At 71.0% G+C, this 26432-nt stretch carries 23 protein-coding genes and 1 riboswitch; of the genes, 9 read left to right on the forward strand and 14 right to left on the reverse strand.

What is annotated here, in order from left to right; translation table 11 throughout:
• Positions 1-5 precede the first annotated feature (5 nt).
• Positions 6-1403 carry a PTS transporter subunit EIIC gene (locus ACFXI4_RS01470; RefSeq protein ID WP_384987144.1) on the forward strand — a complete coding sequence of 466 codons (1398 nt, stop codon included), beginning with the start codon at positions 6-8 and terminating at the stop codon, positions 1401-1403.
• A gap of 132 nt (positions 1404-1535) precedes the next feature.
• Positions 1536-2114, forward strand: coding sequence for a hypothetical protein (locus tag ACFXI4_RS01475; RefSeq protein WP_384987146.1), 579 nt, complete (start codon positions 1536-1538; stop codon positions 2112-2114).
• Positions 2115-2150: 36 nt separating this feature from the next.
• Here ACFXI4_RS01475 and ACFXI4_RS01480 read toward each other — a convergent pair whose 3' ends face one another.
• The 3 genes from ACFXI4_RS01480 to ACFXI4_RS01490 form a co-directional block, all read right to left on the reverse strand.
• Positions 2151-3704, reverse strand: a complete 1554-nt coding sequence (locus ACFXI4_RS01480; RefSeq protein WP_384987148.1) for a carboxylesterase/lipase family protein — start codon at positions 3702-3704, stop codon at positions 2151-2153.
• A 109-nt stretch (positions 3705-3813) separates the two neighbouring features.
• The gene (locus ACFXI4_RS01485; protein ID WP_384987150.1) at positions 3814-4683 is read right to left on the reverse strand and encodes a metallophosphoesterase family protein; all 870 of its coding nucleotides are present in this window, start codon (positions 4681-4683) and stop codon (positions 3814-3816) included.
• Positions 4684-5229: 546 nt separating this feature from the next.
• On the reverse strand, positions 5230-6357 hold the full coding sequence (locus ACFXI4_RS01490) for an NADH:flavin oxidoreductase (RefSeq protein ID WP_384987152.1): 1128 nt from the start codon (positions 6355-6357) through the stop codon (positions 5230-5232).
• 327 nt (positions 6358-6684) lie between these two features.
• On the opposite strand from ACFXI4_RS01490, the gene ACFXI4_RS01495 reads away from it, so the two are divergent.
• On the forward strand, positions 6685-6885 hold the full coding sequence (locus ACFXI4_RS01495) for a hypothetical protein (protein WP_384987154.1): 201 nt from the start codon (positions 6685-6687) through the stop codon (positions 6883-6885).
• Between the two features lie 402 nt (positions 6886-7287).
• Here ACFXI4_RS01495 and groL read toward each other — a convergent pair whose 3' ends face one another.
• The 4 genes from groL to thrC form a co-directional block, all read right to left on the reverse strand.
• Positions 7288-8910 carry a chaperonin GroEL gene (gene groL, locus ACFXI4_RS01500; protein WP_351711336.1) on the reverse strand — a complete coding sequence of 541 codons (1623 nt, stop codon included), beginning with the start codon at positions 8908-8910 and terminating at the stop codon, positions 7288-7290.
• A gap of 429 nt (positions 8911-9339) precedes the next feature.
• A complete protein-coding gene (locus ACFXI4_RS01505; protein WP_019057200.1) occupies positions 9340-9546 on the reverse strand; it encodes a cold-shock protein in 207 nt (68 codons plus the stop codon).
• Positions 9547-10013: 467 nt separating this feature from the next.
• Positions 10014-10289: a MoaD/ThiS family protein gene (locus ACFXI4_RS01510; protein ID WP_362719938.1), complete on the reverse strand. Its 276-nt coding sequence runs from the start codon at positions 10287-10289 to the stop codon at positions 10014-10016.
• A 46-nt stretch (positions 10290-10335) separates the two neighbouring features.
• Positions 10336-11640, reverse strand: a complete 1305-nt coding sequence (gene thrC / locus ACFXI4_RS01515) for a threonine synthase (protein ID WP_384987156.1) — start codon at positions 11638-11640, stop codon at positions 10336-10338.
• Between the two features lie 18 nt (positions 11641-11658).
• A riboswitch (SAM riboswitch) is annotated at positions 11659-11821 on the reverse strand.
• Between the two features lie 157 nt (positions 11822-11978).
• On the opposite strand from thrC, the gene ACFXI4_RS01520 reads away from it, so the two are divergent.
• Together ACFXI4_RS01520 and ACFXI4_RS01525 are read left to right on the forward strand one after the other, a co-directional pair.
• Complete coding sequence (locus ACFXI4_RS01520; RefSeq protein WP_384987158.1) at positions 11979-12923, forward strand: glucosyl-3-phosphoglycerate synthase; 945 nt, start codon at positions 11979-11981, stop codon at positions 12921-12923.
• Positions 12924-13016: 93 nt separating this feature from the next.
• On the forward strand, positions 13017-14450 hold the full coding sequence (locus tag ACFXI4_RS01525) for a trehalose-6-phosphate synthase (RefSeq protein WP_384987160.1): 1434 nt from the start codon (positions 13017-13019) through the stop codon (positions 14448-14450).
• 51 nt (positions 14451-14501) lie between these two features.
• On the opposite strand, the gene otsB is transcribed toward ACFXI4_RS01525, so the two are convergent.
• From otsB to ACFXI4_RS01540, 3 genes are all read right to left on the reverse strand, one after another.
• Positions 14502-15350 carry a trehalose-phosphatase gene (gene otsB / locus ACFXI4_RS01530; protein ID WP_384987162.1) on the reverse strand — a complete coding sequence of 283 codons (849 nt, stop codon included), beginning with the start codon at positions 15348-15350 and terminating at the stop codon, positions 14502-14504.
• Positions 15351-15470: 120 nt separating this feature from the next.
• The gene (locus tag ACFXI4_RS01535) at positions 15471-15704 is read right to left on the reverse strand and encodes a DUF3263 domain-containing protein (RefSeq protein WP_362719953.1); all 234 of its coding nucleotides are present in this window, start codon (positions 15702-15704) and stop codon (positions 15471-15473) included.
• A gap of 17 nt (positions 15705-15721) precedes the next feature.
• Entirely contained in the window at positions 15722-16978 is a 1257-nt protein-coding gene (locus tag ACFXI4_RS01540) for an extracellular solute-binding protein (RefSeq protein WP_384987165.1), read from the reverse strand.
• Between the two features lie 138 nt (positions 16979-17116).
• Here ACFXI4_RS01540 and ACFXI4_RS01545 point away from each other — a divergent pair, with 138 nt between their 5' ends.
• Positions 17117-18055, forward strand: a complete 939-nt coding sequence (locus tag ACFXI4_RS01545) for an ROK family protein (RefSeq protein ID WP_384987167.1) — start codon at positions 17117-17119, stop codon at positions 18053-18055.
• Positions 18055-19281 carry an N-acetylglucosamine-6-phosphate deacetylase gene (gene nagA, locus ACFXI4_RS01550; protein WP_384987169.1) on the forward strand — a complete coding sequence of 409 codons (1227 nt, stop codon included), beginning with the start codon at positions 18055-18057 and terminating at the stop codon, positions 19279-19281. Before ACFXI4_RS01545 ends, nagA begins: the two co-directional genes overlap by 1 nt.
• Before the next feature lie 61 nt (positions 19282-19342).
• Here nagA and ACFXI4_RS01555 read toward each other — a convergent pair whose 3' ends face one another.
• Both ACFXI4_RS01555 and ACFXI4_RS01560 read right to left on the reverse strand, forming a co-directional pair.
• Positions 19343-20161, reverse strand: a complete 819-nt coding sequence (locus tag ACFXI4_RS01555) for an alpha/beta fold hydrolase (protein ID WP_384987171.1) — start codon at positions 20159-20161, stop codon at positions 19343-19345.
• Positions 20162-20207: 46 nt separating this feature from the next.
• Positions 20208-20873, reverse strand: coding sequence for a DUF4097 family beta strand repeat-containing protein (locus ACFXI4_RS01560; protein ID WP_384987173.1), 666 nt, complete (start codon positions 20871-20873; stop codon positions 20208-20210).
• A 238-nt stretch (positions 20874-21111) separates the two neighbouring features.
• On the opposite strand from ACFXI4_RS01560, the gene ACFXI4_RS01565 reads away from it, so the two are divergent.
• Positions 21112-21840, forward strand: coding sequence for a helix-turn-helix domain-containing protein (locus ACFXI4_RS01565; protein ID WP_384987175.1), 729 nt, complete (start codon positions 21112-21114; stop codon positions 21838-21840).
• 75 nt (positions 21841-21915) lie between these two features.
• Positions 21916-22845, forward strand: a complete 930-nt coding sequence (locus ACFXI4_RS01570) for a 1-phosphofructokinase family hexose kinase (protein WP_384987177.1) — start codon at positions 21916-21918, stop codon at positions 22843-22845.
• A gap of 601 nt (positions 22846-23446) precedes the next feature.
• Here ACFXI4_RS01570 and ACFXI4_RS01575 read toward each other — a convergent pair.
• Positions 23447-24406: a carbohydrate-binding protein gene (locus ACFXI4_RS01575; RefSeq protein WP_384987179.1), complete on the reverse strand. Its 960-nt coding sequence runs from the start codon at positions 24404-24406 to the stop codon at positions 23447-23449.
• A gap of 118 nt (positions 24407-24524) precedes the next feature.
• On the reverse strand, positions 24525-26174 hold the full coding sequence (cdgB, locus tag ACFXI4_RS01580; protein WP_362715772.1) for a diguanylate cyclase CdgB: 1650 nt from the start codon (positions 26172-26174) through the stop codon (positions 24525-24527).
• Positions 26175-26432: the final 258 nt, after the last annotated feature.

Consider the following 26432-nt stretch of genomic DNA (forward strand, 5'->3'; position numbering starts at 1 on the left):
AGGGTGTGCAGAGATCGCCGTACGACACCGCCGCCGCCCTGCTGCCCCTCGTCGGCGGCCCCGGGAACATCACCTCCGTCGCCCACTGCATGACCCGGCTGCGGCTGGGGATCGCCGACCGTGAACGGGTCGACGACGAGGCGGTGCGGGCGGTGCCCGGGGTGCTCGGGGTGGTGACCGACGGGGACGGCCTCCAGGTCGTCCTCGGGCCAGGAGCGGTGGTGACCGTGACCGCCGAGTTCCAGCGGCTGCTCACGCCGGCGGCGGACGCGGCCGAACGGCTCGCCGCCCGCGGCGCCGAGCTGCGCGCCGCCCGCGCCCGCCGCAACGCGACCCCCCTCAAGACCGCGCTGCGCCGCATCGCCGACGTCTTCGTCCCGCTCATCCCCGCCCTGATCGGCTGCGGGGTGCTGGCCGGTCTCGACGGGCTGCTCGTCAACGCCGGCCTGCTGCCCTCGCTCACCCCCGCGCTCGCCGCCATCGCCTCCGGCTTCATGGCCCTGATCAGCGTATTCGTCGGCTACAACACGGCGAAGGTGTTCGGCGGGACGCCTGTCCTCGGCGGTGCGGTCGCGGCGATCGTCGTCTACCCGGGCGTCGCGAAGGTGACCGCCTTCGGGGTGCCGCTCGCACCGGGGCAGGGCGGGGTGCTCGGCGCGCTGGCCGCCGCCCTGCTCGCCGTCCACGTCGAACGGTGGTGCCGGGGCCGCGTCCCCGACGCCCTCGACGTCCTCCTCACCCCCACCGTCACCGTCCTCGTCGCCGGACTGGCCACCCTCTACGGCCTGATGTACGCCGCCGGGGTCGTCTCCTCCGCCATCGGGACGGCCGCGAACTGGCTCCTCGCCACCACCGGCCCCCTCGCGGGTCTGATCCTCGGCGGCCTCTTCCTCCCCCTCGTGATGCTGGGCCTCCACCAGGCCCTGATCCCCATCCACACCACCCTCATCCAGCAGCAGGGCTACACGGTTCTGCTCCCCCTGCTGGCGATGGCGGGCGCGGGCCAGGTCGGAGCGGCCCTCGCGGTCTACGTCCGCCTCCGCCACGACACCTCCCTTCGTACGACCATCAAGTCCGCCCTCCCGGCCGGACTGCTGGGCGTCGGCGAACCCCTGATCTACGGCGTCTCCCTCCCTCTCGGCCGCCCCTTCCTCACCGCGTGCGCGGGCGGCGCGGCCGGCGGGGCCTTCGTCGGGTTCTTCGCCGTACTCGGGGACCGGGTGGGCGCCACCGCCATCGGCCCCTCGGGCTGGGCCCTGTTCCCCCTGCTGACGGGGGACAGGGGCCCGGCCGTGGCGGCGGCGGTCTACGCCGGCGGCCTGCTGACCGGCTACGCCGTCGGCTTCCTCGCCACGTACGTGAGTTTCAGGGCCGGTGCCCCGAAATCCGCGCCATCCACGTGATGAAGTCCCCGGGACCGTGTCGGCACCGTGCCGGCGTCCCAGCAGTACGCGATGCGCTCAGCGGGCCGCCGCGGCCGAAGGCCGCTCCTGCGGCCGGCAGCGCTGTCGGTGCCATGTGCCACGCTGGAGCCCATGAACCACTCCCAGCTCACCGCCCTGGGTCGGGCCCTTCGTCTGCTCGGCGAGCACGGGGAGGCGCTGACCGCCGGTACGCCCGACGCCAAGCTGCACGAGGTCAAGGACGACCTCCGGCGCGCTCTCGACCTGCTGGAGGAGAGCGTCAGCGCGGCCCCACCCACCACGCGGTGTGCCGAGCATCCGCAGGGGCCCGTGGACGAGAGCGCCCCGGACCTGTGTCTGCTCTGCGAGACACGGCGGCGGGCCGCCCGGCGATCGGAGTTCGCGGGCGGCCCCCGTCCGGTGCAGGGCGAGGCGGCCCCGGGGCCTTCGATGTCCCGGTACGGGGTGCGGGCCGACCGGCCGCAGGCGCAGCAGCGCTGGCTGCCGGAGGCGTGGAACGGACGGGAGTGGGAGCTGTGCGGCACCCCCCGCCGCGACCGGCGCGAGGCCGAGCTGTACATCAACGCCCAGCGCCGGGGGTCGCGGCCGGCCATGGCCTACCGGCTCGTCCACGAGTTCACCGACTACGAGGTGCTCCGGGTCTGGGGCAACCCGGTCCACGTGGACATCGAGCCCCTCGGCAACCTCTGACCACTGGCCTCCGGTCCCGCTGCGGCCCCGCTCCGGTCAGCCGAGCAGGGGGGCAGGAGTGAACTCATGGCCCTCCCAGAGCTTTCGGCTCCGCTCCTGCGGATACGACGTCACCGTCGGCGTCGTGTCCAGTACCTGGGTGAGGCGGCTCTGGAGGTCGAACTCGGGCCAGCCCGGGTCTCCCGTCCTCGCGAACGCCGTCCATACCCTGCGGAAGCGGGCGGACAGGGCCTCGGCCTCGGCGGTGACACCGGTGCCCGCCCAGAGCAGGTTGGCGAGGTCCGCCTCGAACGTGCCGAACAGCAGCGGAATGTCCAGGCCGTGGCAGGCACCCAGCAGGCCGCCGTTGCCCGGGGCGCCCCAGGTCAGTTCGTAGAGGTGGGCCCGGCCGCCGGCCGCCGTCTGCGCCTCCGCCAGACGCAGTGACGGCATGCCGAAGAGCCAGTCGGTCTGCACCCGTTCGTACAGCTCGTCCGGCGACGCCCCGGGGAAGGCCTCGCGGTAGGCCTGCACCCCAGCCTCGCCGCCCGGTGCGAACAGCCGCAGGGCGCCGGTCGCCTGCTCCTCCGTGATCTTGCCGTACAACCCGCCCATGACCAGGAAGAGTCGGTACTCGTCGCGGTTGTGACCGACGAGGAGGTCCACGTCCCGGGCAAGGCCGGAGGCCAGCGCCTGCCAGGGCGTGGTGGGCAGCACCTCGCCGTCGACCACCGGCGAGAACGGTGTCACCGTGGGCGCTATCTGCCCCCAACGCCCCATGTACTGGGGCATCTTGGCGCCCAGCGACTGCCCCACGTCCACCAGCCTGCGCGGGTCGGTCCCGGCCAGTTCGGCCATCGTGGGCCGCAGGCCGGCCTCCGCGGCGAGCGCCTGCGCGATGTCCCCGGCCAGTTCGGCCGAGAAGAACGTGCCCGGCACGCTCTGGGCGATCGCCCGCCGGAACAGGCCCCGCGCGCCGGGCATCGCCAGCAGCGCGGCCACCGAGCCGCCGCCCGCCGACTCCCCGAAGACCGTGACCTGGTCGGGGTCGCCGCCGAAGGCCGTGATGTTCTCCCGCACCCACTCCAGCGCCGCCACCTGGTCCAGCAGGCCCCGGTTGGCGGGCGCCCCCTCGATCTGGGCGAAACCCTCCATGCCGACGCGGTAGTTGAACGAGACCACGACCACGTCGCCGTCGCGCACGATGTGCTGGGCGTCGTAGCCGGGGCTGCCGGAGTGGCCCAGTTTGTAGGCGCCGCCGTAGATCCACACCATCACCGGGCGGCGGGCGGCCGGGTCCGGGTCGGGTGTCCAGACGTTCACCGTCAGCCAGTCGTCGCCCCCGGGGGCCTCCAGGACGCCGGTGCGTCCCTGGAGGCCCAGGTCCTGCGGGGGCGGCGGACCGAAGGCGTACGCCTCGCGCGTCCCGTCCCACGCGCGTGCCCGCCGGGGCGCCGCGAATCTCCCCTCCCCCACCGGGGGCTCGGCGAACGGTATGCCCCGGAAGACCGCGAGCCCGTCCTCCCGCAGCCCGCGCACGGCGCCCGCCGTGATGCGTACGACCGGTCCCTCGGCGACGTGAGGCGGCTCCGGAGACTGACTTGTCGTCATGCTCGCTCGCTTTCGGTGGGGGCGCTGCCGCGATCACGGCCGGTCACTCGTGGAACGTCCGGCACTTCGCACGAGTGCCGAACACCCCTCACCCGTATGGGTGAACCCGTCAGCCGTACTCGGCGACGAACGCCCTGGCCTGCGCCTCGTCGATCTCGTACACCGTCTCATGGGCCCGGGGATCGCGCGCATGGAAGGTGTGGCACAGCGGACCTACGGGTCCGCCCAGCTCCACCAGGGAGGCCGACGCCCCGCGCACCGCCCGCTCACCGGGTGCCACGGTCAGGTCGATCCGGTTGACGACCCCCGGCGTCACCCACACCGGCACCGACTCCAGCAGGCCGAAGAGCTGGAGGTGGTAGTGCCCGTTGAGGATCATCCGCACGTCGCCGTCCCGGACCGCCGCCGCCAGCTCGCCGGGGTCGCGCAGCCCGAAGGCCGGCTGGGTCACCGAGAGGTCCAGGGCGAAGGGCGGGTGATGGAAGGCGAGGACCGTGCCGTGTTCGGCCGGGGTGCGCAGCACCTCGCGCAGCCACTCCAGCTGGGGCGCGCCCAGCCGGCCGTACACCTTGCCCGGCACCAGCGAGTCGAGGGTGACGAAGCGCCAGCCGCCGACCGTGCTGACGGCGGCCCGCTCCCCGCCGCCGAACGCCTGCTCGGCGCGGTCGGTGCCGTCGGCGTCCACGTGTCCGCTGCCCAGCACCTTGGCGAACGCCTCGCGCTCGTCGTGGTTGCCGGTGGTGTAGAGGACGGGGATGTTGCGGTCCCGCGCGTACCCGCCGATCAGCGTGCGCAGGGCGGTGTACGCCTCGACCGCGCCGTCGTCGGCCAGATCGCCGGTGACGACGACCGCGTCGAGGCCGGGGAGGCGGCGTAGTTCGTCGAGCATCAGCCGCAGGGAGGCGGTGGCGTTGACGCCGTGCCTGTTGGGAGCGTCGGTGCGGTCCAGGTGGGTGTCCGAGAGATGGAGTATCCGCATGCTCGGGACGGTACCGGCGAACTCCCGTCTCAGCACCGGCCGATGCGCCCCACAGCCGTACGATCACCACCGGCCCGTCCTGCCGACGCTCCCGGCGCCGCCGGCGGTGGAGAACGCGATCGTCATCGGGCTCACGGGCGGGGCCGCGACGGGTGTGCCCCCCTGGCGACCGTCAGGAATCCGCCCGCCCGAGGCGGATGCGGCGGCCGTCATGACCGACCGCCGGAGAGGGGCGCCCGCCCCGCCCCTCTCCGCGCGGACGGAGCCGACCACCACGCACGCTCCGCGGCCCGCGCAGGCGGCGGTCGCGCGGTGCGGGTCCGCCCACGGGTTCGTCTCGCTGCTCGCCGGCCGGTAGGAGGCCGAGCCGGCGTACCCGGCCACCGCCACCGTGCCGCGGCGGCGTCCGCGCCCCGGACCGAACCGCGGTCGCGACCCGCCCCCGGACGAACCGGCGCGACCGGCCACCGCCCCCGGCGGACACACACGCGCCCCCGGGTTCCACCGGCCGGTCGCCGGTGGGCCCGTGGGCGCGTGGGGTGTGGTTCAGCTCAGGGTCTGCAACGCCGCCGCGTCGTACGAGTTCAGCTCGTCCGTGCGGCCGGCCAGGACCTTCGCCGCCCACTGCGGGTCCTGGAGGATGGCGCGGCCGACGGCGACCATGTCGTACTCCTCGCGCTCCAGGCTGTCGAGCAGGTCCTCGATGCCCCGGACCGGCGAGCCCTCGCCCTGGAAGCCCTTGATGAAGTCGCCGTCCAGGCCGACCGAGCCCACGGTGATGGTCGGCCTGCCGGTGAGCTTCTTGGTCCAGCCGGCCAGGTTGAGGTCGGAGTCGTCGAACTCGGGGAGCCAGTAGCGCCGGGTGGAGGCGTGGAAGACGTCGACACCGGCCGCCGCGAGCGGGGTGAGGATCGCCTCCAGCTCCTCCGGGGTCTCGGCGAGACGGGCGTCGTAGTTGTCCGACTTCCACTGCGAGAAGCGGAAGATCACCGGGAAGTCCGGGGAGACCGACGCGCGTACGGCGGCCACGATCTCGGCGGCGAACCTGGTACGGGCCACCGGGTCACCGCCGTAGGCGTCGGTGCGGCGGTTGGTGCCCGCCCACAGGAACTGGTCGAGGAGGTAGCCGTGGGCGCCGTGCAGCTCGACCCCGTCGAAGCCGATGCGCTCGGCGGCGGCCGCGGCCTCGGCGAACGCGCGGACGACGTCGTCCAGGTCCTGCGAGGTCATCGCCCTGCCCTCGCCCTCGGTGCCGTCCAGGCGGATGCCGGAGGGGCCGACGGCGGGGGCGTCCGCGACCGGCGGCTGCCCCTGCTTGCGGACCATGCCGATGTGCCACAGCTGCGGAACGATGGTGCCGCCGGCCGCGTGCACGCCCTCGGCGACCTTCGCCCAGCCCGCCAGCTGCTCCTCGCCGTGGAACCGCGGGACGCGGGTGCTCTGCCCGGCGGAGTCATGACCGACGTACGTGCCCTCGGTGACGATCAGACCGACGCCGGCGGCGGCCCGGCGGGCGTAGTACGAGACCACGTCCTCGCCGGGAACGCCGCCCGGGCTGAACTGGCGGGTCATCGGCGCCATCACGATCCGGTTGGGGACCGTGAGCCCGTTCAGGGCGATGGGACGGGAGAGGATCTCGGCCGCGCGGGAGACGGAGGGCGGGGTGACGGTCACGTGGGGGGGCTCCTCATGGCTGGGTCGTAGACCAGGCGGTATGTGCACGCGCATTGAGTGCACATGCGTCCACAACGACCCGCCCGGACGTCCCCATTCCCGACCCCGCCCGAAAGACGTGTGACCCAGGACACAGACCGGACCGGCGGGGGCCGTCGGCCTGCTTCTGCGCGCTGGGGCTCCCGGGCGGTGACCTCCGTCTCTTCGTCGCCGGCCTCAGCGGGGGCGCCGTCGTCGCCGAGGCGGCCGAGGCCCTCGAACGTCGCGACGCGGCCCGGGAGCAGGAGGAAGTGCCGTGCAGGAACCGGGAGTTGCAGGACCGGGTGAGTGCGATCAAGGAACACGCGCGCACCCGCCCTGCGGGCGGCCACCGCCGTCGGATCCGCCTTCGCCATGCGGAACACCAACCCGGACTCCGAGGACGCGGCCTTCCTCGGAGTCTCCGACGAACCGAGATCCGCCCACGACGCGAACGACACGTTCGAGCCTGCCGGGCCGTCAAGACCGCTGGGGCGTGCACGCGAGTGAGTCGTTCCTGCTCGGCCGGCACCTCACCGGCCTCCTGGACGCCCCGGCCTCCCTCGCGCACGAAGAGACGCGCACCCTGATCCACGAACGGCCGGTCCCGCGCACCGACGACACGGAACTCGTCGCGGCGGTGGACCGGACGGTGCGACACTCACGGCACCGGCGCCGCTCACCCGGCAGACGGGCCTGCTGTCGCGGTCGCCGCCGGAGTCCACGCGCGGGACCCGGACGCCCTGCTCTTCCTCGGGGTCCTCTGACGACACGCCCTGCCCGCATGGCAGTTCGTGCCATCACTGCACACATGCACGCATGTCCTCGAACGGCGGAAACGCCCGAGGGCGGCACCCCCTGTCGGAACAGGGGGTGCCGCCCTCGGTCAGGACGAGCGATCGACAGGGTCGATCAGAAGTCCATGTCACCGCCCGGCATGCCGCCCGGAGCGGCCGCGGCGGCCTTCTCCGGCTTGTCGGCGATGACGGCCTCGGTGGTCAGGAACAGCGCGGCGATGGAGGCGGCGTTCTGCAGCGCGGAACGGGTCACCTTCGCCGGGTCGATGATGCCCTCGGCGATCATGTCGACGTACTCGCCGGTCGCGGCGTTCAGGCCGTGGCCGACCTGGAGGTTGCGCACCTTCTCGACGACGACGCCACCCTCGAGACCACCGTTGACGGCGATCTGCTTGAGCGGGGCCTCCAGAGCGAGCTTCACGGCGTTGGCGCCGGTCGCCTCGTCACCCTCGAGCTCCAGCTTCTCGAACACCTGGGAGGCCTGGAGCAGGGCCACGCCACCACCGGCGACGATGCCCTCCTCGACGGCCGCCTTCGCGTTGCGAACGGCGTCCTCGATGCGGTGCTTGCGCTCCTTGAGCTCGACCTCGGTCGCGGCACCGGCCTTGATGACGGCGACGCCACCGGCGAGCTTCGCCAGGCGCTCCTGGAGCTTCTCGCGGTCGTAGTCCGAGTCGGACTGCTCGATCTCGGCGCGGATCTGGTTGACCCGGCCCTGGACCTGCTCGGTGGAGCCGGCGCCGTCGACGATGGTGGTCTCGTCCTTGGTGATGACCACCTTGCGGGCGCGGCCCAGCAGGTCGAGGGTCGTGTTCTCCAGCTTGAGACCGACCTCCTCGGAGATGACCTCGCCGCCGGTGAGGATGGCGATGTCGTTCAGCATCGCCTTGCGGCGGTCGCCGAAGCCCGGGGCCTTGACGGCGACGGACTTGAAGGTGCCGCGGATCTTGTTGACGACCAGGGTCGACAGGGCCTCGCCCTCGACGTCCTCGGCGATGATCAGCAGCGGCTTGCCCGACTGCATGACCTTCTCCAGCAGCGGGAGCAGGTCCTTGACGGAGCCGATCTTCGAGTTGGCGATCAGGATGTACGGGTCGTCGAGGGACGCCTCCATACGCTCCATGTCGGTGGCGAAGTACGCCGAGATGTAGCCCTTGTCGAAGCGCATACCCTCGGTGAGCTCCAGCTCCAGACCGAAGGTCTGGGACTCCTCGACGGTGATGACGCCTTCCTTGCCGACCTTGTCCATGGCCTCGGCGATGAGCTCGCCGATCTGGGTGTCGGCGGCGGAGATGGAGGCCGTGGAGGCGATCTGCTCCTTGGTCTCGACGTCCTTCGCCTGCTCCAGGAGGGCACCGGAGACGGCCTCGACGGCCTTCTCGATACCGCGCTTCAGAGCCATCGGGTTGGCACCGGCCGCGACGTTGCGCAGGCCTTCCTTGACCAGGGCCTGGGCGAGAACGGTCGCGGTGGTCGTACCGTCACCGGCGACGTCGTCCGTCTTCTTGGCGACTTCCTTGACCAGCTCGGCGCCGATCTTCTCGTACGGGTCCTCCAGCTCGATCTCCTTGGCGATGGACACACCATCGTTGGTGATCGTGGGGGCGCCCCACTTCTTCTCAAGGACGACGTTGCGGCCCTTGGGGCCGAGGGTGACCTTGACGGCGTCGGCGAGCTGGTTCATACCGCGCTCAAGGCCGCGCCGCGCCTCCTCGTCGAACGCGATGATCTTGGCCATGTGAAGTGGTCCCTCCAGGACTGGGGGTGAGTCTTCGGACCGCGCCCGCGCCCGCGACGGACGGCTCGCCGACCCGTGGGTTCCTTGCCCCACCCGGCCTGCGGGCCTCACCGACCCGGTCCATTTTTGTCACTCTCACCTTCAGAGTGCTAACGCCAATGATTAGCACTCGCCCATCGAGAGTGCAAGGCGCGCTCGCGAAGCGAGTGCTCGTCGAGGGGTGGCGGCCGGGTGACGGGCGGACGCAAGCGCCTCCCGGAGACCGGGGCCCGCGCCACGGCACCGGGCCGGGCCGCGCCGGGCCGCACGGCGGGCGCGCCAGGGCCAACTCGTCCCGGGCATGCCAAAGGGCTCGTAACCCATGACTCCCCATGGGATACGAGCCCTCTGACAAAGAGAGAAGAACGACGCTGTCAGTCGGCGCGTGCTTCAGCTGGTCGCGAGCCGGACCATGTCCGCCTGCGGCCCCTTCTGGCCCTGCGAGATCTCGAAATCGACCCGCTGACCTTCCTCCAGGGTGCGGTAGCCGTCCATCTGAATCGCGCTGTAGTGGACGAAAACATCCGCACCACCGTCGACCGCGATGAAGCCGTACCCCTTCTCCGCGTTGAACCACTTGACGGTGCCCTGAGCCATGCCTAACTCCCCTATTACTGGCCCTTGCACAGATCCACACTTCGCGGATCCGGGTCAGACCTCACCCCCCAACGGTTGGGGGCGTGCGCCGGAACGCGTCGACCGCGGCTGAATGTATCTGTCCAACTGCCGTCTGCAACAGGTCAATCGGACGAGAATTCTGGACGGGAAGGGTCCGGAATGTAGCAAGAATTCGGCCGAATTCAGGGCAAGTCGGGCCCTATAAAAGCCGCAAAAGCCGCGTACAACCCGCGCACTTTGGCTACTTCTTGGCGGGTCGGCGGTATCGAATACGGGGCTTCCGACCTGGAGATCGGGACCGCGTTCCCCAACTGTACCGCGCTCAACCACACAGAATTGCCCCCTCCGCTTCTCTCACGGAGGGGGCAATCCGATGAACACTCGGTGATCGGCATTACCGAAGGTAATGTTCGGTCATCCGATCAGCCTGTCAGCAGGACGGCAGGTCAGCCGCCGGCCACGGCCGGGATGATGGAGACGCCGGCGCCGTCCGGGGTGGCCGTCTCCAGGCCCTGCTCGAACCGCACGTCGTCGTCGTTGACGTACACATTCACGAACCGGCGCAGCTTGCCCTCGTCGTCGAGAACGCGGGCCGCGATCCCGGTGTGGTTCTTCTCCAGGTCGGAGATGACTTCGCCGAGGGTGACCCCTTCGGCACTGACTTCGGCCTGCCCACCGGTGTAGGTGCGCAGGATGGTGGGGATGCGAACGGTGACGCTCACGTTGAAACCTCCGGTTGGGGCGACGCCCGGTTTTTTTACGGCTGACTCAGGCGAGCCCGGCCTCACGGAACGAATCGAGTGTCGGCCGGATGGTCGCCGTGAGCCCGGTCCCCGCCACGGCGTCCAGCGTCTTCAGCCCATCACCCGTGTTGAGTACAACGACCGACTTCGCCGGATCGATCAGCCCGTTCTCGATGAGCTTCCTGGTGACTCCGACCGTCACACCGCCGGCGGTCTCCGCGAAGATTCCCTCGGTCCGCGCGAGCAGCTTGATCGCGTCGACGATCTCTTCGTCGGTGACGTCCTCCACCGCGCCGCCGGTGCGGCGCGCGATGTCGAGGACGTACGGACCGTCGGCGGGGTTGCCGATGGCGAGGGACTTGGCGATCGTGTTCGGCTTCTGCGGCCGGACCACGTCGTGGCCCGCCTTGTAGGCCACCGACACCGGCGAGCACCCCTCGGCCTGCGCGCCGAAGATCTTGTACGGCCTGTCCTCCACGAGCCCGAGCCCGATCAGCTCCTGCAGACCCTTGTCGATCTTCGTGAGCTGCGAGCCGGAGGCGATCGGAATGACCAGCTGGTCCGGGATCCGCCAGCCGAGCTGCTCGCAGATCTCGTACGCCAGGGTCTTGGACCCCTCCGCGTAGTACGGCCGCAGGTTGACGTTGACGAAGCCCCAGCCCTCGCCGGCCGAGTCGCCGATCAGTTCGGAGCAGAAACGGTTCACGTCGTCGTAGTTGCCCTCGATGCCGACGAGTTCGCCGCCGTAGACCGCGGCCATGACGATCTTGCCCTGCTCCAGGTCGTGCGGGATGAACACGCAGGAGCGGAAGCCGGCCCGGGCGGCGGCGGCACCGACCGCGCCGGCCAGGTTGCCGGTGGAGGAGCAGGAGAGCGTGGTGTAGCCGAAGGCGCGCGCGGCCTCGACGGCCTGGGCGACGACCCGGTCCTTGAAGGAGTGCGTCGGGTTGCCGGAGTCGTCCTTGACGTACAGGCCGCCGGTGACGCCCAGTTCCTTCGCCAGGTTGTCGGCCTGGACGAGCTTGGTCCAGCCCGGATTGATGTTCGGCTTGGTGGCCACGTCGGCGGGGACGGGCAGCAGCGGCGCGTAGCGCCAGATGTTGGCGGGACCCGCTTCGATCCGCTTCCGCAGTTCCTCGGTGTCGTAGGCCGAGAAGTCGTAGGCGATCTCGAGCGGGCCGAAACACTCCTCGCAGGCGAACACCGGGCCGAGCGGCACGCGGTGGCCGCATTCGCGGCAGCTCAGCGCAGCGGCGGGACCGAGGTCGACGGGCGCGGAACCAGAAGCGGCGGTGGAGTCGGTGGTGGGTGCAACAGTCTGCGCAGCCATGTGAGGCGAGGCCCTTTCTCCTCATCTTCCTCACGACGCATCTCGCCGTGAGACGGATTTGGCACCTTCCCTAGCCGGGAGCCCCGCGGGTGATCGACAGTGAGCGGCGATCCACGAGTAACCGACTGGAGGGTTGCCGGGGCTTCATCGGGCCGTATCCCTCTGCCCCTCTGGATGAGCGGTATGCAGTTGTCAACGTCGGGTGACCCCAGGACATGCGATGGTCACCGGCGTTGTTCAAGACTGTAACCGAAGGCCAGGACAGTTGAGAGAGCCGTCCGAACCGCGAGATGGATCACACCTCGCAGTGTGATCGTGACAGTGAGGAGCCGCTGACTGTGCTGGAAGAAGTCGAGCGCTGGCTGGCCACCCGCTCCTGGTCCGTGAACGACCGTCCGCTGCACCGGATACTCGCCGCCAAGCAGCGCAGCGGGCAGTCCGTCTCCGTCGTGCTGCCGGCGCTCAACGAGGAGGAGACCGTCGGCGACATCGTCGCGATCATCCGCCACGACCTGATGCGGCAGACGCCGCTCGTCGACGAGATCGTGGTCGTCGACTCCGGTTCCTCCGACCGGACGGCGGCGGTGGCCGCGGCGGCCGGCGCCCGGGTCGAGCACCGCGACACGATCCTGCCGCGCATCCCCGCCGTCCCCGGCAAGGGCGAGGTGCTCTGGCGCTCCCTCCTGGTCACCACCGGGGACATCGTCTGCTTCGTCGACGCCGACCTGCGCGAGTTCTCCTCCGACTTCGTCACCGGGATCGTCGGCCCGCTGCTGACCGACCCGGACGTGGACCTGGTCAAGGCGATGTACGACCGCCCGCTCGCCGGTTCGGCCGGGCAGGGCGGCCGGGTCACCGAGCTGATGGCCCGTCCGCTGCTGAACATGCACTGGCCGCAGCTGGCCGGATTCGTCCAGCCGCTCGGCGGCGAGTACGCGGCCCGCCGCTCGCTCCTCGAGCAGCTCCCCTTCCCGGTCGGCTACGGCGTGGAGCTCGGCATGCTGGTCGACGCCCTGCACCTGGTCGGCCTGGACGCCCTCGCCCAGGTCGACGTGGGGGTGCGCAAACACCGTCACCAGGACGGCCAGGCGCTCGGCCGGATGTCCGCCGCGATCTACCGCACCGCCCAGCTGCGGCTGGCCCGCGGCCACCTGATCCGGCCCGCCCTGACCCAGTTCGAACGGGGCGAGGACGGCTTCGAACCGCGCACCTACTCGGTGGACACCGAGGAACGGCCGCCGATGGCGGAGATCACCGAGTACGCGGAGCGCCGGGTGGCCTGACCGTGGCCTGACTTGACCGTACGGCCGTATACGGTGGCGCGTCGGGCGCAGCCGTACGTTTGAGCGTTTCCGAGCCGGGCTAGGTTGTGGCGTATGGCTTTCACCAGCGGTGCTGAGGTGCTGGTCGCGTCCAACCGCGGCCCGGTTTCGTACGAGGTGCGCCCCGACGACGCGGACGGCGCGCTGCACGCCAAGCGGGGCGGCGGCGGGCTGGTCTCGGGTCTGTCGGCGATCGGGCCGGACGCGAACGCGGTGTGGGTGTGCGCGGCACTGAGCGACGGTGACCGGGAGGCGGTACGGCGGGCCGAGGGCGGCCGGCTGCCGGCCGGGGACACCGGCGGGCAGCAGGTCCGGATGCTCGACATCGCGCCGGACGTGTTCTCGGACGCCTACAACGGCATCGCGAACTCGGTGCTCTGGTTCGTCCACCACATGCTGTACCAGACCCCGCTGGAGCCGGTCTTCGACGCGGAGTTCCGGCGGCAGTGGGCGTCCTACCAGGCCTACAACCAGGCGTTCGCGGAGGCGCTCGCGCAGGAGGCCGGCCAGGGTGCGGTGGTGGTCATCCAGGACTACCACCTGGCGCTGGCCCCGCGGATGCTGCGCCGGCTGCGGCCTGATCTGCGTATCGGCCATTTCTCCCACACCCCGTGGGCGCCGCCGGACTACTTCCGGCTGCTCCCCGACGACATCGCGGCGGAGCTGCTCAGCGGGATCCTGGGCGCCGATCACGCGGCGTTCCTGACCCGGCGGTGGGCGGACGCGTTCGTGGCCTGCTGTCACGCGGTCCTCGGCCCCGGAATCCCGGCCGCCGGGGAGACCCGGATCGGGGTGCACGGGCTGGGTGCCGACGCGGAGTTCCTGCGGAAGCGGTCGCACGAGCCGGACGTGGACGAGCGGATGCGGACGCTGCGTGAGGAGATCGGCGAGGACCGCAGGACGATCGTCCGGGTGGACCGCACCGAGCTGTCGAAGAACATCGTGCGGGGACTGCTGGCGTACCGGCAGCTGCTCGACGACCACCCCGAGTGGCGGGAGCGGGTGGTGCATGTCGCGTTCGCGTATCCGTCGCGGCAGGACCTCGCGGTGTACCGCGACTACACGGCCGAGGTGCAACGGGTCGCGGACGACATCAACTCGACGTACGGGACGGCTGGTTGGACGCCGGTGGTGCTGCACGTGAAGGACGACTTCGCGAGGTCGCTGGCGGCCTACCGGCTGGCCGACGTGGCGCTGGTGAACCCGATCCGGGACGGCATGAACCTGGTCGCCAAGGAGATCCCGGTGGTCTCGGACGAGGGGTGTGTGCTGGTGCTCTCGCGGGAGGCGGGGGCGTACGAGGAGCTGGGCGAGGACGCGGTGGTCGTGAACCCGTACGACGTCGGGGGGACGGCCGCGGCTCTCCAGGAGGCGTTGACCATGGGGGTGGAGGAGCGCGCGGAGCGGACGAAGCGGTTGGCCGCGGCGGCCACCGCGTTGCCGCCGGCGGCTTGGTTTCTTGAGCAGTTGGCGGCGTTGGGGGGCTGAGTTCCTCGGCCGCGGGCCGGTGGGGGCTTGTCGCGCGGTTCCTCGCGCCCCCTACGGGGCGCTCCGGGCGGCCAGGGTGCTCAGTAGCCGTACGACACCCTCCGGGCCGTCCACCACCAGGTCCGATCGGTCCGCCAGTTCGGTGACCTCCTCGCTGCCGCTGCATACCAGGAGGCCCGGGACGCCTTCCGTGCGGAGCTTCTCCACGGCAGCGAAGGCCGGGATGTCGCCCAGGTCGTCGCCGGCGTAAAGGATCACGCCCGCGCCGATCTCGCGCGCGTACTCGCGCAGTGCCACGCCCTTGTCCATGCCCGGGGGGCGGAGTTCCAGGACCAGGCGGCCCGGTTCGACGATCAGGGCGTGGCGGGTGGCCAGGTCGGTCAGCGGGGCGCGGAGGGACTCGAAGACGGCCTGGGGGTCGTCGGCCCGGCGGGTGTGGACGGCCAGGGCGTGGCCCTTGTCCTCGGTCCAGGTCCCCTGCGCCCCCACTCCGGCGATGACGGCCGGGAGTTCGGCGCGGACGGCCGCGATGCCGGGGTGCGGTGGGGGCGCGGTGATCTCGCCCGTCGCCGCGTCCCAGCGTTCGGCGCCGTAGTGGCCGAGGACGACGAGGTGGTCCAGACCGGAGACGCCGGCGAAGCCGCCGTAGCGGACGGCGATCTCGGTGGGGCGGCCGGTGATGACGGCGACGGCGGCCACCTTCGGCGCGAGGGCCGCCAGGGCCGGTACGGCGTCCGGGTGGGCCCGCGCCTGCTCCGGGTCGGCGACGATCGGCGCGAGCGTCCCGTCGAAGTCGAGGCCGACGAGGGCGGAGCGGGGCTGCGAGAGGAGGGCTTCGAGGCCTTCGCGACCAGCGGGGGTGCGTGGCGTCGGAAGGGATTCCGTGGAGTGGGTGCCCATGCGACCGACAGTATCCGAGCTCCGCTTGAAGGGCGCTGGGGGTGCCCCCGGTTCGAGGGCCGGCGGAGGAACTGCGCGACAAGCCCCCACCGGCCCGCAGCTCCAGGCGGCACCGGCCCCTCACCGCTCCCCGCGCCGCGCCTCCCGCACCCGCCGCAGCCTGTTCACCGTCACCGGGTCGTGGGCCAGTGCCCGCTCGTCGTCGAGGAGGGCGTTGAGGAGCTGGTAGTAGCGCACCGGCGCCAGGTCCAGTTCCTCCCGGATCACGCGCTCCTTCGCGCCGGGGCTCGGAAAGCCCCGGCGTTCCAGGGCGAGGATCGCCTGCTCGCGTGCGCCCAGTTCTTGCCGGTCCATGCGGAGAACGGTAACGCTCAGTCCGACTTCGTACGGCTGTCCGCCGCTGCCGCCTCGGCCTGGAGCCGGGTGAGGACGGCGCTCGGGTCGCCCGTGGCCGTGACCGCCGCGCCGATCTGCTTCTTGACGTCGGCGCTGATCGCGGCCCAGGAGGTCTTGCCGGCCGGGTACAGCTCGGAGGTCGGGAGCTGATCGAGGAAGGGGCGGAGCTGCTTGTCCTGGGTCCGCGAGGAGTCGGTCATCGTCTGGGACGCGGACGTGGTGACGGGCAGCAGGCCGTACTCGCGGGAGAAGTCGAGCACGTTCTTCTCGCTGTAGACGTAGTCGAGGAAATCGCCGACCTGGTCCGCGTGGCCGTTCTGCCTGAACGCCGCCATCCAGTCCGTGACGCCCATGGAGGCGGTGGTGGTGCTCTGGCCGGCGCGGGCCGGCATCGGCACGGCGCCGAACCTCACGCCCTTCTTCTCGGCCTGCTTGATGAGCGTGGGGTGGCCGTTGAGCATGCCGACCTGGCCGTCGGCGAAGTCGGCGAACGCGGTCGCGCGGTTGAGCCTGCCGGGCGCCGTCGGCCCGGTCAGCCCCTTGCCCACCAGCTCGTCCTTGAGCCAGGTGAAGGTGTCGATGTTCTCCGAGGAGTCGATCGTGTACGTGCCGATGTCGTCGGTGTAGCCGCCGCCGCCGCTGAGCAGCCACTGCATGGTCTCCGCCTGTGCCTCCTCGGAGCCGAGCGGCAGCGCGTACGGGTATCTCACGCCGTCCGCCTTGAGCGCCTTCGCGTCGGCCGCGAGCTCGTTCCAGGTGGTGGGCGGGGTGGTGATGCCGGCCTCGGAGAAGAGGGTCTTGTTGTAGAAGAGGACGCGCGTGGACGCGGCGAAGGGTATGCCGTACTGCGCGTGGTTCCACTGGCCCGCCTCGGCGAGCTGGGAGGGGAAGTCGGCCTGGACCGGGATGGAGAGCAGGTCGCCGGCCTCGTACAGGTCGCCGGCGGCCGCGTAGTCGGCGTACGAGCCGATCTGCGCCAGGTCGGGCGCCTTGCCGGCGGCGACCATGTCCTTGACCTTGCGGTCGACGTCGTTCCACGAGTAGACGGTGACGTCGACCTTCACGTCGGAGTGCGTGGCCTCGTACGCCTTGGCCAGCCGGTCCCAGTACTTCTGGGAGCTGTTGGCGGCGGAGTCCCCGTAGTCGGCTGCGACGAGTCTGATGGTGACGTCCGAGGATCCGGTCGTCCCACAGCCACCGAGGACCGCGATCATGCCCGTTGCGGACACCATCGCGATCATTCCTGCCCTACGCCGCCGCACGTGTACTGCCCCTGTCTGACTGTCTAGCTGTTCAATATGTGGACCCATAAGGTCTACACCACGCAAGTGGACTAGACCTCTTGCGGGTCGGAGGGCCACACTGTCCCCGTGAGACATGTCATCGCCCTGGACGTGGGCGGCACCGGAATGAAGGCCGCACTGGTCGGCCCGGACGGCGAGCTGCTCCACCAGGACCGCCGGGCGACCGGCCGCGAGCGCGGCCCCGACGCCGTCGTCGCCGCCATCGTCGGCTTCGCCGCCGACCTGTACGCGTACGGCGAGAGGCACTTCGGCGCGGGCGCGGGCGCGGCCGGCCTCGCCGTACCCGGCATAGTCGACGAGCCGAACGGCGTCGCGGTCTTCTCGGCCAACCTCGGCTGGCGCGACGTTCCCCTGCGCGCGCTGCTCGCCGACCGGCTCGGCATCCCGGTCGCCCTCGGCCACGACGTGCGCACCGGCGGCCTGGCCGAGGGCCGGCTCGGCGCGGGCCAGGGCGCGGACCGCTTCTTCTTCGTGGCGCTCGGCACCGGTATCGCGGGCGGCTTCGGCCTGGACGGCCGGGTGGAGCCGGGCGCGCACGGCTTCGCGGGCGAGATCGGCCACGTCGTCGTACGGCCGCAGGGCGACCCCTGCCCGTGCGGGCAGCGCGGCTGTCTGGAGCGGTACGCGTCGGCGGCCGCGGTGAGCGAGGCGTGGGCGAAGGCCACCGGCGATCCGGACGCGGACGCCGCGCAGTGCGCGAGGTCCGTCGCGTCCGGCGACCCGAACGCCGTCCGGGTGTGGGGGGAGGCGGTGGCGGCCCTGGCCGACGGCCTGGTCACCGCCCTCACGCTGCTCGACCCACGCGTCCTGATCATCGGCGGCGGTCTGGCGGAGGCGGGAGACGTGCTGTTCCGGCCGCTGCGGGAGGCCGTGCAGAGCCGGGTCACCTTCCAGAAGCTGCCGACGATCGTCCCGGCCGCGCTGGGGGACACGGCGGGGTGTTTGGGGGCGGGGCTTCTCGCCCAGGACCTACTAGCGACGACAACTCCGGAGGTAATCCCCTGATGGCCGCCAACGAGCCGCACCACAGCGCCCCCCTGGGGGCGCGGGGAACTGCGCGACAAGCCCCCACGCACCCGCGCCCGGGTGCGGACGGTCTGGTCCTCTCCGGTGCCCGGGTGGTTCTTCCGACCGGAGTGGTCGAGAACGGCCGACTCGCCGTCGAGGGCACCCGGATCACCGCGACCCCCTCCGAGAACGCCCAGGTCGTCGACGTCACCGGCCACTGGCTCCTGCCCGGCTTCGTCGACATCCACAACCACGGAGGCGGCGGAGCCTCCTTCAGCTCGGGCACCGCGGAGGAGGTCCTCACCGGCGTCCGCACGCACCGCGTGCACGGCACCACCACCCTCGTCGCCTCCACCGTGACCGACGACATGGACGTCCTCGCCCGCCAGGCCGGCCTGCTCTCGGAGCTGGCCGAGCAGGGGGAGATCGCCGGCATCCACTTCGAGGGCCCGTTCATCTCCCCGTGCCGCAAGGGCGCCCACTCCGAGGCGCTGTTGCGCGACCCGGACCCGGCGGAGGTCCGCAAGCTGCTCGACGCGGCGCGCGGCCACGCCAGGATGGTCACGCTCGCCACCGAACTGCCCGGCGGTATCGAGTCGGTACGTCTGCTCGCCGAGCACGGCGTCATCGCCGCCGTCGGCCACACGGACGCGACCTACGAGCAGACGGTCGAGGCGATCGACGCGGGCGCCACGGTCGCCACCCACCTCTTCAACGCGATGCCGCAGCTCGGCCACCGTGCGCCGGGCCCGATCGCGGCCCTCCTGGAGGACGGGCGGGTGACCGTCGAGCTGATCAACGACGGCACCCATCTCCACCCGGCCTCCCTGCAGTTGGCCTTCCACCACGCGGGCCCCGAGCGGGTCGCGTTCATCACGGACGCCATGGACGCGGCCGGCCGCGGCGACGGCCGCTATCTGCTGGGCCCGCTGGAGGTCGAGGTCACCGACGGGGTCGCCCGGCTGGTGGAGGGCGGTTCCATCGCCGGCTCCACCCTGACCCTGGACCGCGCGCTGCGGCGGGCGGTGACGGTCGACGGGCTGCCCGTGGAGCACGCCGTGGCCGCCCTGTCCGCCAACCCGGCCCGGCTGCTCGGCCGTTACGACCGCGTCGGCTCGCTGGAGCCCGGCAAGGACGCCGACCTGCTCGTCCTGGATGCCGACTTCACGCTGAAGGGCGTGATGCGGCAGGGCGCCTGGGTGGTCGTACCCGAACTGCCCTGAAACGGCCGGCCCCGCCACCTGGGCACGGTGGCGGGGCCGGGCCGGACCGCCGGCCGTGCCGTCAGCGCCGCCCGTGGTCGAGGGCGGCCACCTCGCGTACGGCCGCGGCGACGGCCCGGAAGTCCTTCTTCAGGATCGCGCCGTGATTGCTGGCGACCTTCGCGCTCAGCCGCAGGTTCGGATTCCGCTCGAACACCTGGTCGAGACTGGCGCGGATCTCCTCCTGCTCGTCGCCCTTGCTGCCGAGGGACGACCCGGAGGCGAGCACGTACCGCACCTGCACGCTGATGCCGTCCAGCACGGGGCCCAGTTCGCGGGCGCGGGAGAGTCTGCCGAGCTCGATGTTGGATTCCGCCATCTGCGCGGGGTCCAGCCGCGGGGTCAGACCCGTCGGGCGCAGCAGCGGCATGAACCAGCCCATCCGCCGGAACAGCTTCCGGATCCGCTCCTCCATGGCCTCGTCCAGCCAGTCGTGCGGTGCCGCGCCGTCGACCAGGACCGCGCCCAGGGCACGTTCCGGATTCCGCGCGGCCCAGTGCGCACCGACGACCGCCCCGTAGGACCAGCCCACCACCAGCGCCCGCTCCACTCCTCTGGCCGCGAGGACGGCGTCGACGTCCCGCACGGCGGCCTCGAACGAGTAGTCCGCCGAGAGCTTCGACTTCCGGCCGCGGGCCCGTTCGTCGTAGGTGATGTGCCGGAAGTCAGCGCCCAGTTCGGCGATGACCCGCCGCCAGTACCCCTGCGTGGCGAACTGGCCGTTGAGGTAGACCACCGGGATTCCGCTGCCGCCGGTGTCGGTGACGGCCAGGGCCGTGTCGTCGACCGGCACCATGCCGGTCCACCGCGAACCGGCCGGGTGAGTGCTGTCCTGCGTCATGTCTTCCCCCTGTGGGTGTGAGCGTGTCGGGTGCGGCGGCGGTTGCTCAGAGGCTGCGAGCGGTGATGTCGCCGCGCGAGGTGGTGGCGCGGATGTCGAGTTCGGCGGTGCCGTCGTTCTTGAGGGCGTTGCTCACGCGGCCGTAGCCGGTTCCGGCGTCCAGGGCGGCCGGGACGCCGGCGGCGGCCCCGACCGAGATGTCACCGTCCTGGGTGCGGAGCACGACCGTGCCGGCCCCGGCCTCGGCGATCCGGATGTCGCCCCTGGTGGTGCTGATCTCCGCGGAGCCGCCCAGCCGGCCGACCTCGACGTCGCCGTCGAGTGCGGTGAGGCGGACGCTCGCGGCCTCGTCGATCTTGATCTGGCGGTACGCGCCCTCGAACGCGACGTCGCCGAGGCGTCCGACACCGCGGAGTTCGGCGCCGGAGGTGGTGGCCTCGACGCGGGAGCCGGCCGGCAGCCGGACGGTGACCTCCACGGCTCCGGACGGTCCGAGGAACTGGTTGCCGGAGGCCGCGACCGTGATCCGCAGGACGCCGTCGGCGTAGGTGACGGCGGTCTGTTCGGCGGTCTTGACGTCCCGGCTCTTGGCGCGGTTGGCGGGCAGCACCTCGACGGTGGTGTCGGCACGGTCCGCGGCGATGAGCTGGACGCGTCCGGCGGGGATCTCCAGGACGGCGGTGACCGGGGCAGGGGTGTCGAACTTCTGCATCGTGCTCTCCTCAGACTCACTGCCTTCTGTTTCCGACAGACGAAAAGCTACGTTGCGTTCACTGATCGAGCAACATACTTGTCGAGCAAAAACCCTGTAATTGCAGCCAAAAGCCACGACATTGTTGCATTGACGTTCGGAGTGAATGCAACGATAGCCAGGCGTCCGTTGCAATGGACTGAAAGTGAACGCTATTCTGGGCGCGATACGAACCGTCGAAGGCCGTGAGGAGACCGCGATGCCGGGAGGCAGGCTGACCCAGCAGGAACGTCAGCAGATCGCGCTGGGACTGGCCGACGGCCTCGCCTACGCCGAGATCGCCAGAGGTCTCGACCGTCCGACCTCGACGGTCACCCGCGAGGTGCTGCGCAACGGCGGCCCCACCGGCTACCGCGCCGACCTGGCCCACCGCGCCACCGAGCGCCGCGCGCACCGCAGCAGGCAGGCCGCATCCAAGGGCACCGAGGCGCCGGCGCCGGCCCACGGACGCGATCCCGAGGCCGTGCGCGCGTACGAGGAGACACTGACCGGCGTCATGGTGGCGTCGGGCATGACCGCGATGCCGGCCCGGGTGATGGCCTCCCTCACCCTCGCCGACTCCGGCAGCCTCACCGCGTCCGAACTCGTCGAGCACCTGCAGGTCAGCCCGGCGTCCGTCTCCAAGGCGATCGGGTTCCTGGAGAGCCAGGGCCTCGCCCGCCGGGAACAGGGCGAGGGCCGCCGCGAGCGCTACATCGTCGACGACGACATCTGGTACCAGTCGATGATGGCCAGCGCCCGGTCCACCGCCCGGATCGTCGAGATCGCCCGGCAGGGCGTCGGCGTCCTCGTCCCCGGCACCCCGGCCGCCACCCGCCTGGAGAACATCGCCCGTTTCCTCGACTTCGTCAGCGAGAGCATCGCCCGCGCCGCGGAACAGGCCCGCGAGATCCTCCACACCAGACCCGAGCCACCGTCCGGCGACTGACCGGCTCTAGGCCGGTCGCCGTCTCTTTGGCATGATCGGGACCCCGAAACGTACGGCGCGAGGGGGAGGTCGCCGGTGATCCTCACGGTCACGCTGAACACCGCTCTCGACATCACCTACCGGGTCGGCGCGCTGCGCCCGCACGCCTCGCACCGCGTCTCCGACGTGACCGAACGGCCGGGCGGCAAAGGCGTGAACGTGGCCCGGGTGCTGGCCGCCCTCGGGCACCGGACGACGGTGACCGGCTTCGCCGGGGGCGTCACCGGGCAGGCGGTGCGGGAGCGTCTCACGGAGTCGGCGGGGGTGGTGGACGCCCTGCTCCCGGTGGTCGGCCCGACCCGCCGCACCATCGCCGTCGTGGACGAACGGACGGGCGACACGACCCAGTTGAACGAGCCAGGCCCGCAGATAGCGCCGGCCGAGTGGGGCGCCTTCCTCGACCACTACGAGGAACTCCTCACCGACGCCTCGGCCGTGGCACTGTGCGGCAGCCTGCCGCCAGGGGTACCGGTCGGCGCGTACGCGGGCCTGATAAAGACCGCTCGGGCCGCCGGTGTGCCGGTCCTCCTCGACACCAGCGGGGAGCCGCTGCGGCGCGGGGTGGCCGCCCGCCCGGACCTGGTCAAGCCGAACGCCGTCGAACTGGCCGAACTCACCGGCTCCCACGAGCCGTTGCGCGCGACCCAGGACGCCCGCCGCCGGGGCGCCCGCGCGGTGGTCGCCTCCCTGGGCCCGCGGGGCCTGCTGGCCCGCACCCCGGAGGGCCACTGGCAGGCAACCCCTCCGGCCCCCATACACGGCAACCCGACCGGCGCAGGCGACTCAGCAGTAGCCGGCCTGCTCTCCGGCCTGATGGAACACCTGCCATGGCCGGACCGCCTGGCCCGGGCCCTCGCCCTGTCCGCCGCGACCGTGGCGGCACCGGCGGCCGGCGAGTACAACCCGGCCGTGTACGCCGAACTCCTGCCCCGGGTCACGGTGTCGGGCGGAGGAAACACCGCGTAGGGCCAATTAAAAACGAAACGGATTTCGTCACAATCTCCAGCCACCCCTTTTTCAGGGTCCTGATAACACTACTCAGGACCAAAGGGCGATCACCTTGCAGAAGAAACTGGCGGCAGCAGCGACCATAGCAACTACAATTCTCCTGTCTGCCGCCGCTACAAGCCCAGCCGGCGCAGTCGACGACGACTATCGCGGGTGCGAGACTACTGGCGCAACAGGGGCAATCAGAGTCTCCAACCGGTCAAGCCCCACCGCAACCGTGAACATTCACTTCAGCTTGACCGACACACTGGCCGATGGTCATCACGTCAGGATTCGATTCATTTCCACAGAAGGTGATGACACGAGAAAGAACTGGGCCTGGCACAGCAACACCGACGGCTCCGGCCAGACCGTCACATTGACCTCCACCGCTTCGGACAGTCGAGGTCTGATCACAGTCGGCGTACAGGTCGCAAGATTTGAGGGCGACACTCTTCTGAACTCTTGCACGGATTGGACTGGTTGAGCCCATCACCTGTCCTCGAAGCGGAAAGTACCGCCGCATCAACACAGCGGCGGTACTTTCCCTCCGGAGGATCGTCACTCGGTAATCCGCGGGCTACTTCCAGCCCGACTTCAGCCAGAGCTGGTCAAAGTTGACGTCGCACTGGTTGCCCTGTTCGCAGGAGATCTTGATGGTGTTGGTGCCCTTGTTGAGGGTGATGTCCGCCCAGGTGTTCGTCCAGCCCTTTTCGTAGTCACCCGCTGGCGCTTTGGCGAAGTTCCCGAGATTTATCGGACGATTCTGCGCCGTGCCGTTGATCGTGAGCGTGGCGCTGGCGTCCTTGCCGGGAACGCCGTACGTGGAGAACAGCGTGTACTTACCGGCCTCGGTGATCCCGTTCACGGTCCAGGTGATGGATGCGCCCGCCTGGTTGAAGTTCCCGACGTAGATGCCGCCGCCGGCCTTCGCGCCCTTCACGTCCGAAGCGACCGTGGCGCCACCGCCGAGCCGCAGTGCCTTCGCGTCGATCGTCGGTAGTTCACCCGATGCCGACACCGAGCTGGTGCTGGAGGGGGACGGGGATGCGGTCTCGGGCTGGGTCGGGGACGGGGACGTGCCGCCGTTCGCCTTGTCGTCGTCGCCGTTGCCGTTCAGCATGGCGACGCTGATGCCTATGACGACCGCCGCGACCACCGCGATGGCGCCGATGAGGAGGCCCTTGGTGTTCGGGCCCCGGCCGCGGCCGGAGGACGGCATCTGCTGGCGGGTGGTGGTCGCGCCGCCCGGGAGCGTCTCCGGGGCCTGGTAGGCCGCGGACGGCTGCTGGCCGTAGCCGCCGGCACCCGGCTGCTGCTGCGGAATGGTGTGACCGCCGTACGGCGGTGCCTGCGGCGCCTGCTGCTGGCCGCCATAGGTCCGCTCACCGACCGAGCGCACTCTGCTGACCGCGTTCGGGTAGCCATAGCCACCGGAGCCGGACGGCGGCTGGGCCCCTCTGGCCTGGCCGTCGGCGTACAGGTAGCCGAACGGGTCCTCGTCCTCGGGCGTGCTCGCGCCGTTGTCGCCGGGCGTCATCCCTTGGTACTCCTCAACAGGTGCGGGCGGATGCGGTACGGGTATTGAGAGTCGAGCCTACCCGGTCCTGCTGAGCCAAACGGGTGACTCAGACCGCATCAACGCGATGACCTGGGAATCATCCTGCCCGGCGATGTTGTTTGGGACGAGATCGTTTCTCTACGTACATCCGCTCGTCGGCGGATTTCAGGACTTCGTCCGCCGTCATGCCGCAGTGCGCCCACCCGATGCCGAAGCTGGCGCCCACCCGGACGGCCCGCCCCTCGGCGCGGATCGGCTGGATGATCTCGTTGCGCAGGCGTACCGCCAGGTCCTGGGCGTCGGCCTTGCCGAGCCCGTCGGCGAGGATCACGAACTCGTCGCCGCCGAGGCGGGCCACGGTGTCCCCGTCCCGGACGCCCCGGGTGAGCCTGCGGGCGACCTCGATGAGGACGGCGTCACCCGCGTTGTGCCCGAACCGGTCGTTGATCGACTTGAAGCCGTCGAGGTCGCAGAAGAGCACCGCGAGCCCCTTGGCGCCATCGTCGCGGCCCTCCTCGGGGGCGACGGTGTGCACATGGTGGTCGTAGCCGTCGTACGACTGGACCGACGCGGCGAAGTCGAACCCGTGGCCGTTGACGTCGTAGGCGGGGTGGCCGTAGGCCGCGTCCAGGGACTCCAGGCCGTCGGTGTCGGCGCGCCGGCAGAGCCGGGAGGAGAGCCGGGACCGCAGCTCCGCGGAGTTCGGCAGGCCGGTGAGGGAGTCGTGGGAGGCGCGGTGGGCGAGCTGCAGCTCGCGGCGCTTGCGCTCCTCTATGTCCTCGACGTGGGTGAGCAGGAAGCGGGGTCCGTCGGCCGCGTCGGCGACCACGGAGTTGCGGAGCGAGACCCAGACGTACGTGCCGTCCCGGCGGCCGAGGCGGAGCTCGGCGCGGCCGCCCTCCGCCGAGGTGCGCAGCAGGGTGCCGATGTCCTCGGGGTGGACCAGGTCGGAGAAGGAGTAGCGGCGCATCGCGGAGGCGGGGCGGCCCAGCAGGCGGCACAGGGCGTCGTTGGTGCGCAGTATCCGGCCGTGCTGGTCGCCGCCCATCTCGGCGATCGCCATGCCGGAGGGGGCGTACTCGAAGGCCTGCCGGAAGGACTCCTCGCTGGCCCTCAGGGCCTGCTGCTCGCGCTCCAGCCTGACCAGCGCCCGCTGCATGTTCGCGCGTAGACGCGCGTTGCTGATGGCGATCGCGGCCTGGAAGGCGTACATCTGCAGGGCCTCGCGGCCCCAGGCGCCGGGGTGCCGGCCGTTGCGCGGGCGGTCCACGGAGATCACGCCGAGCAGTTCGCCGCAGGAGCTGCCCGATATGCCGGGCGTGTACATGGGGGCGAAGAGCCGGTCCGAGGGATGCCACTCGTCCTCGAAGCGGGGCGCGGGGCCGTCGGTGTACCACTGCGGGACGTCGTCGTCGTCGAGGACCCAGCCCTCGGTGTGCGGTATGAAGACGAGGTCGCCCCACTTCTCGCCCATGCCCAGCCGCCGGTCCCAGGAGTCACGGGAGCCGACCCGGCCGGTGATCAGGGCCTCGGCGGCGGAGTTGCCGGAGAGGGCCGCGACCACGAGGTCGCCGTCGGGACGTACGAGATTCACGCACGCCATCTCGAAGCCGAGGGCGGTGATCACGCCGTCGGCGACGGTCTGCAGGGTGTCCGCCAGACTGCGGGCGGTGTTCATGTCGGCCATGACCTGGTGCAGTTGTCGCAGGGACGCAAGACGGACGTAGGGTTCCGACTCGGTCTCCATGTTCGCCCTCCCCCCGAGACCTCGCAGCGAATCAAGGGTCTGCTTCGGCGCTACTTTTCCCCGCCACTGAATCACAGCGCGCTGCCCACTCGGTACACAGGGTCAACAATTAATGCCCCTTGTGACTCAAGTCACAGCAGAACATGAGCAATTGCGTGGAGTTTCTGCGTTTTCCCTGTGCGTTTACCGAACACAGCCTTTGGGTGTGTGTGCACATGATGCACGTTACGGGCTTTCACCACCCCGCCCTTGGTCCTA

This window comes from Streptomyces sp. NPDC059224 (assembly GCF_042754285.1).
Classification (GTDB): domain Bacteria; phylum Actinomycetota; class Actinomycetes; order Streptomycetales; family Streptomycetaceae; genus Streptomyces.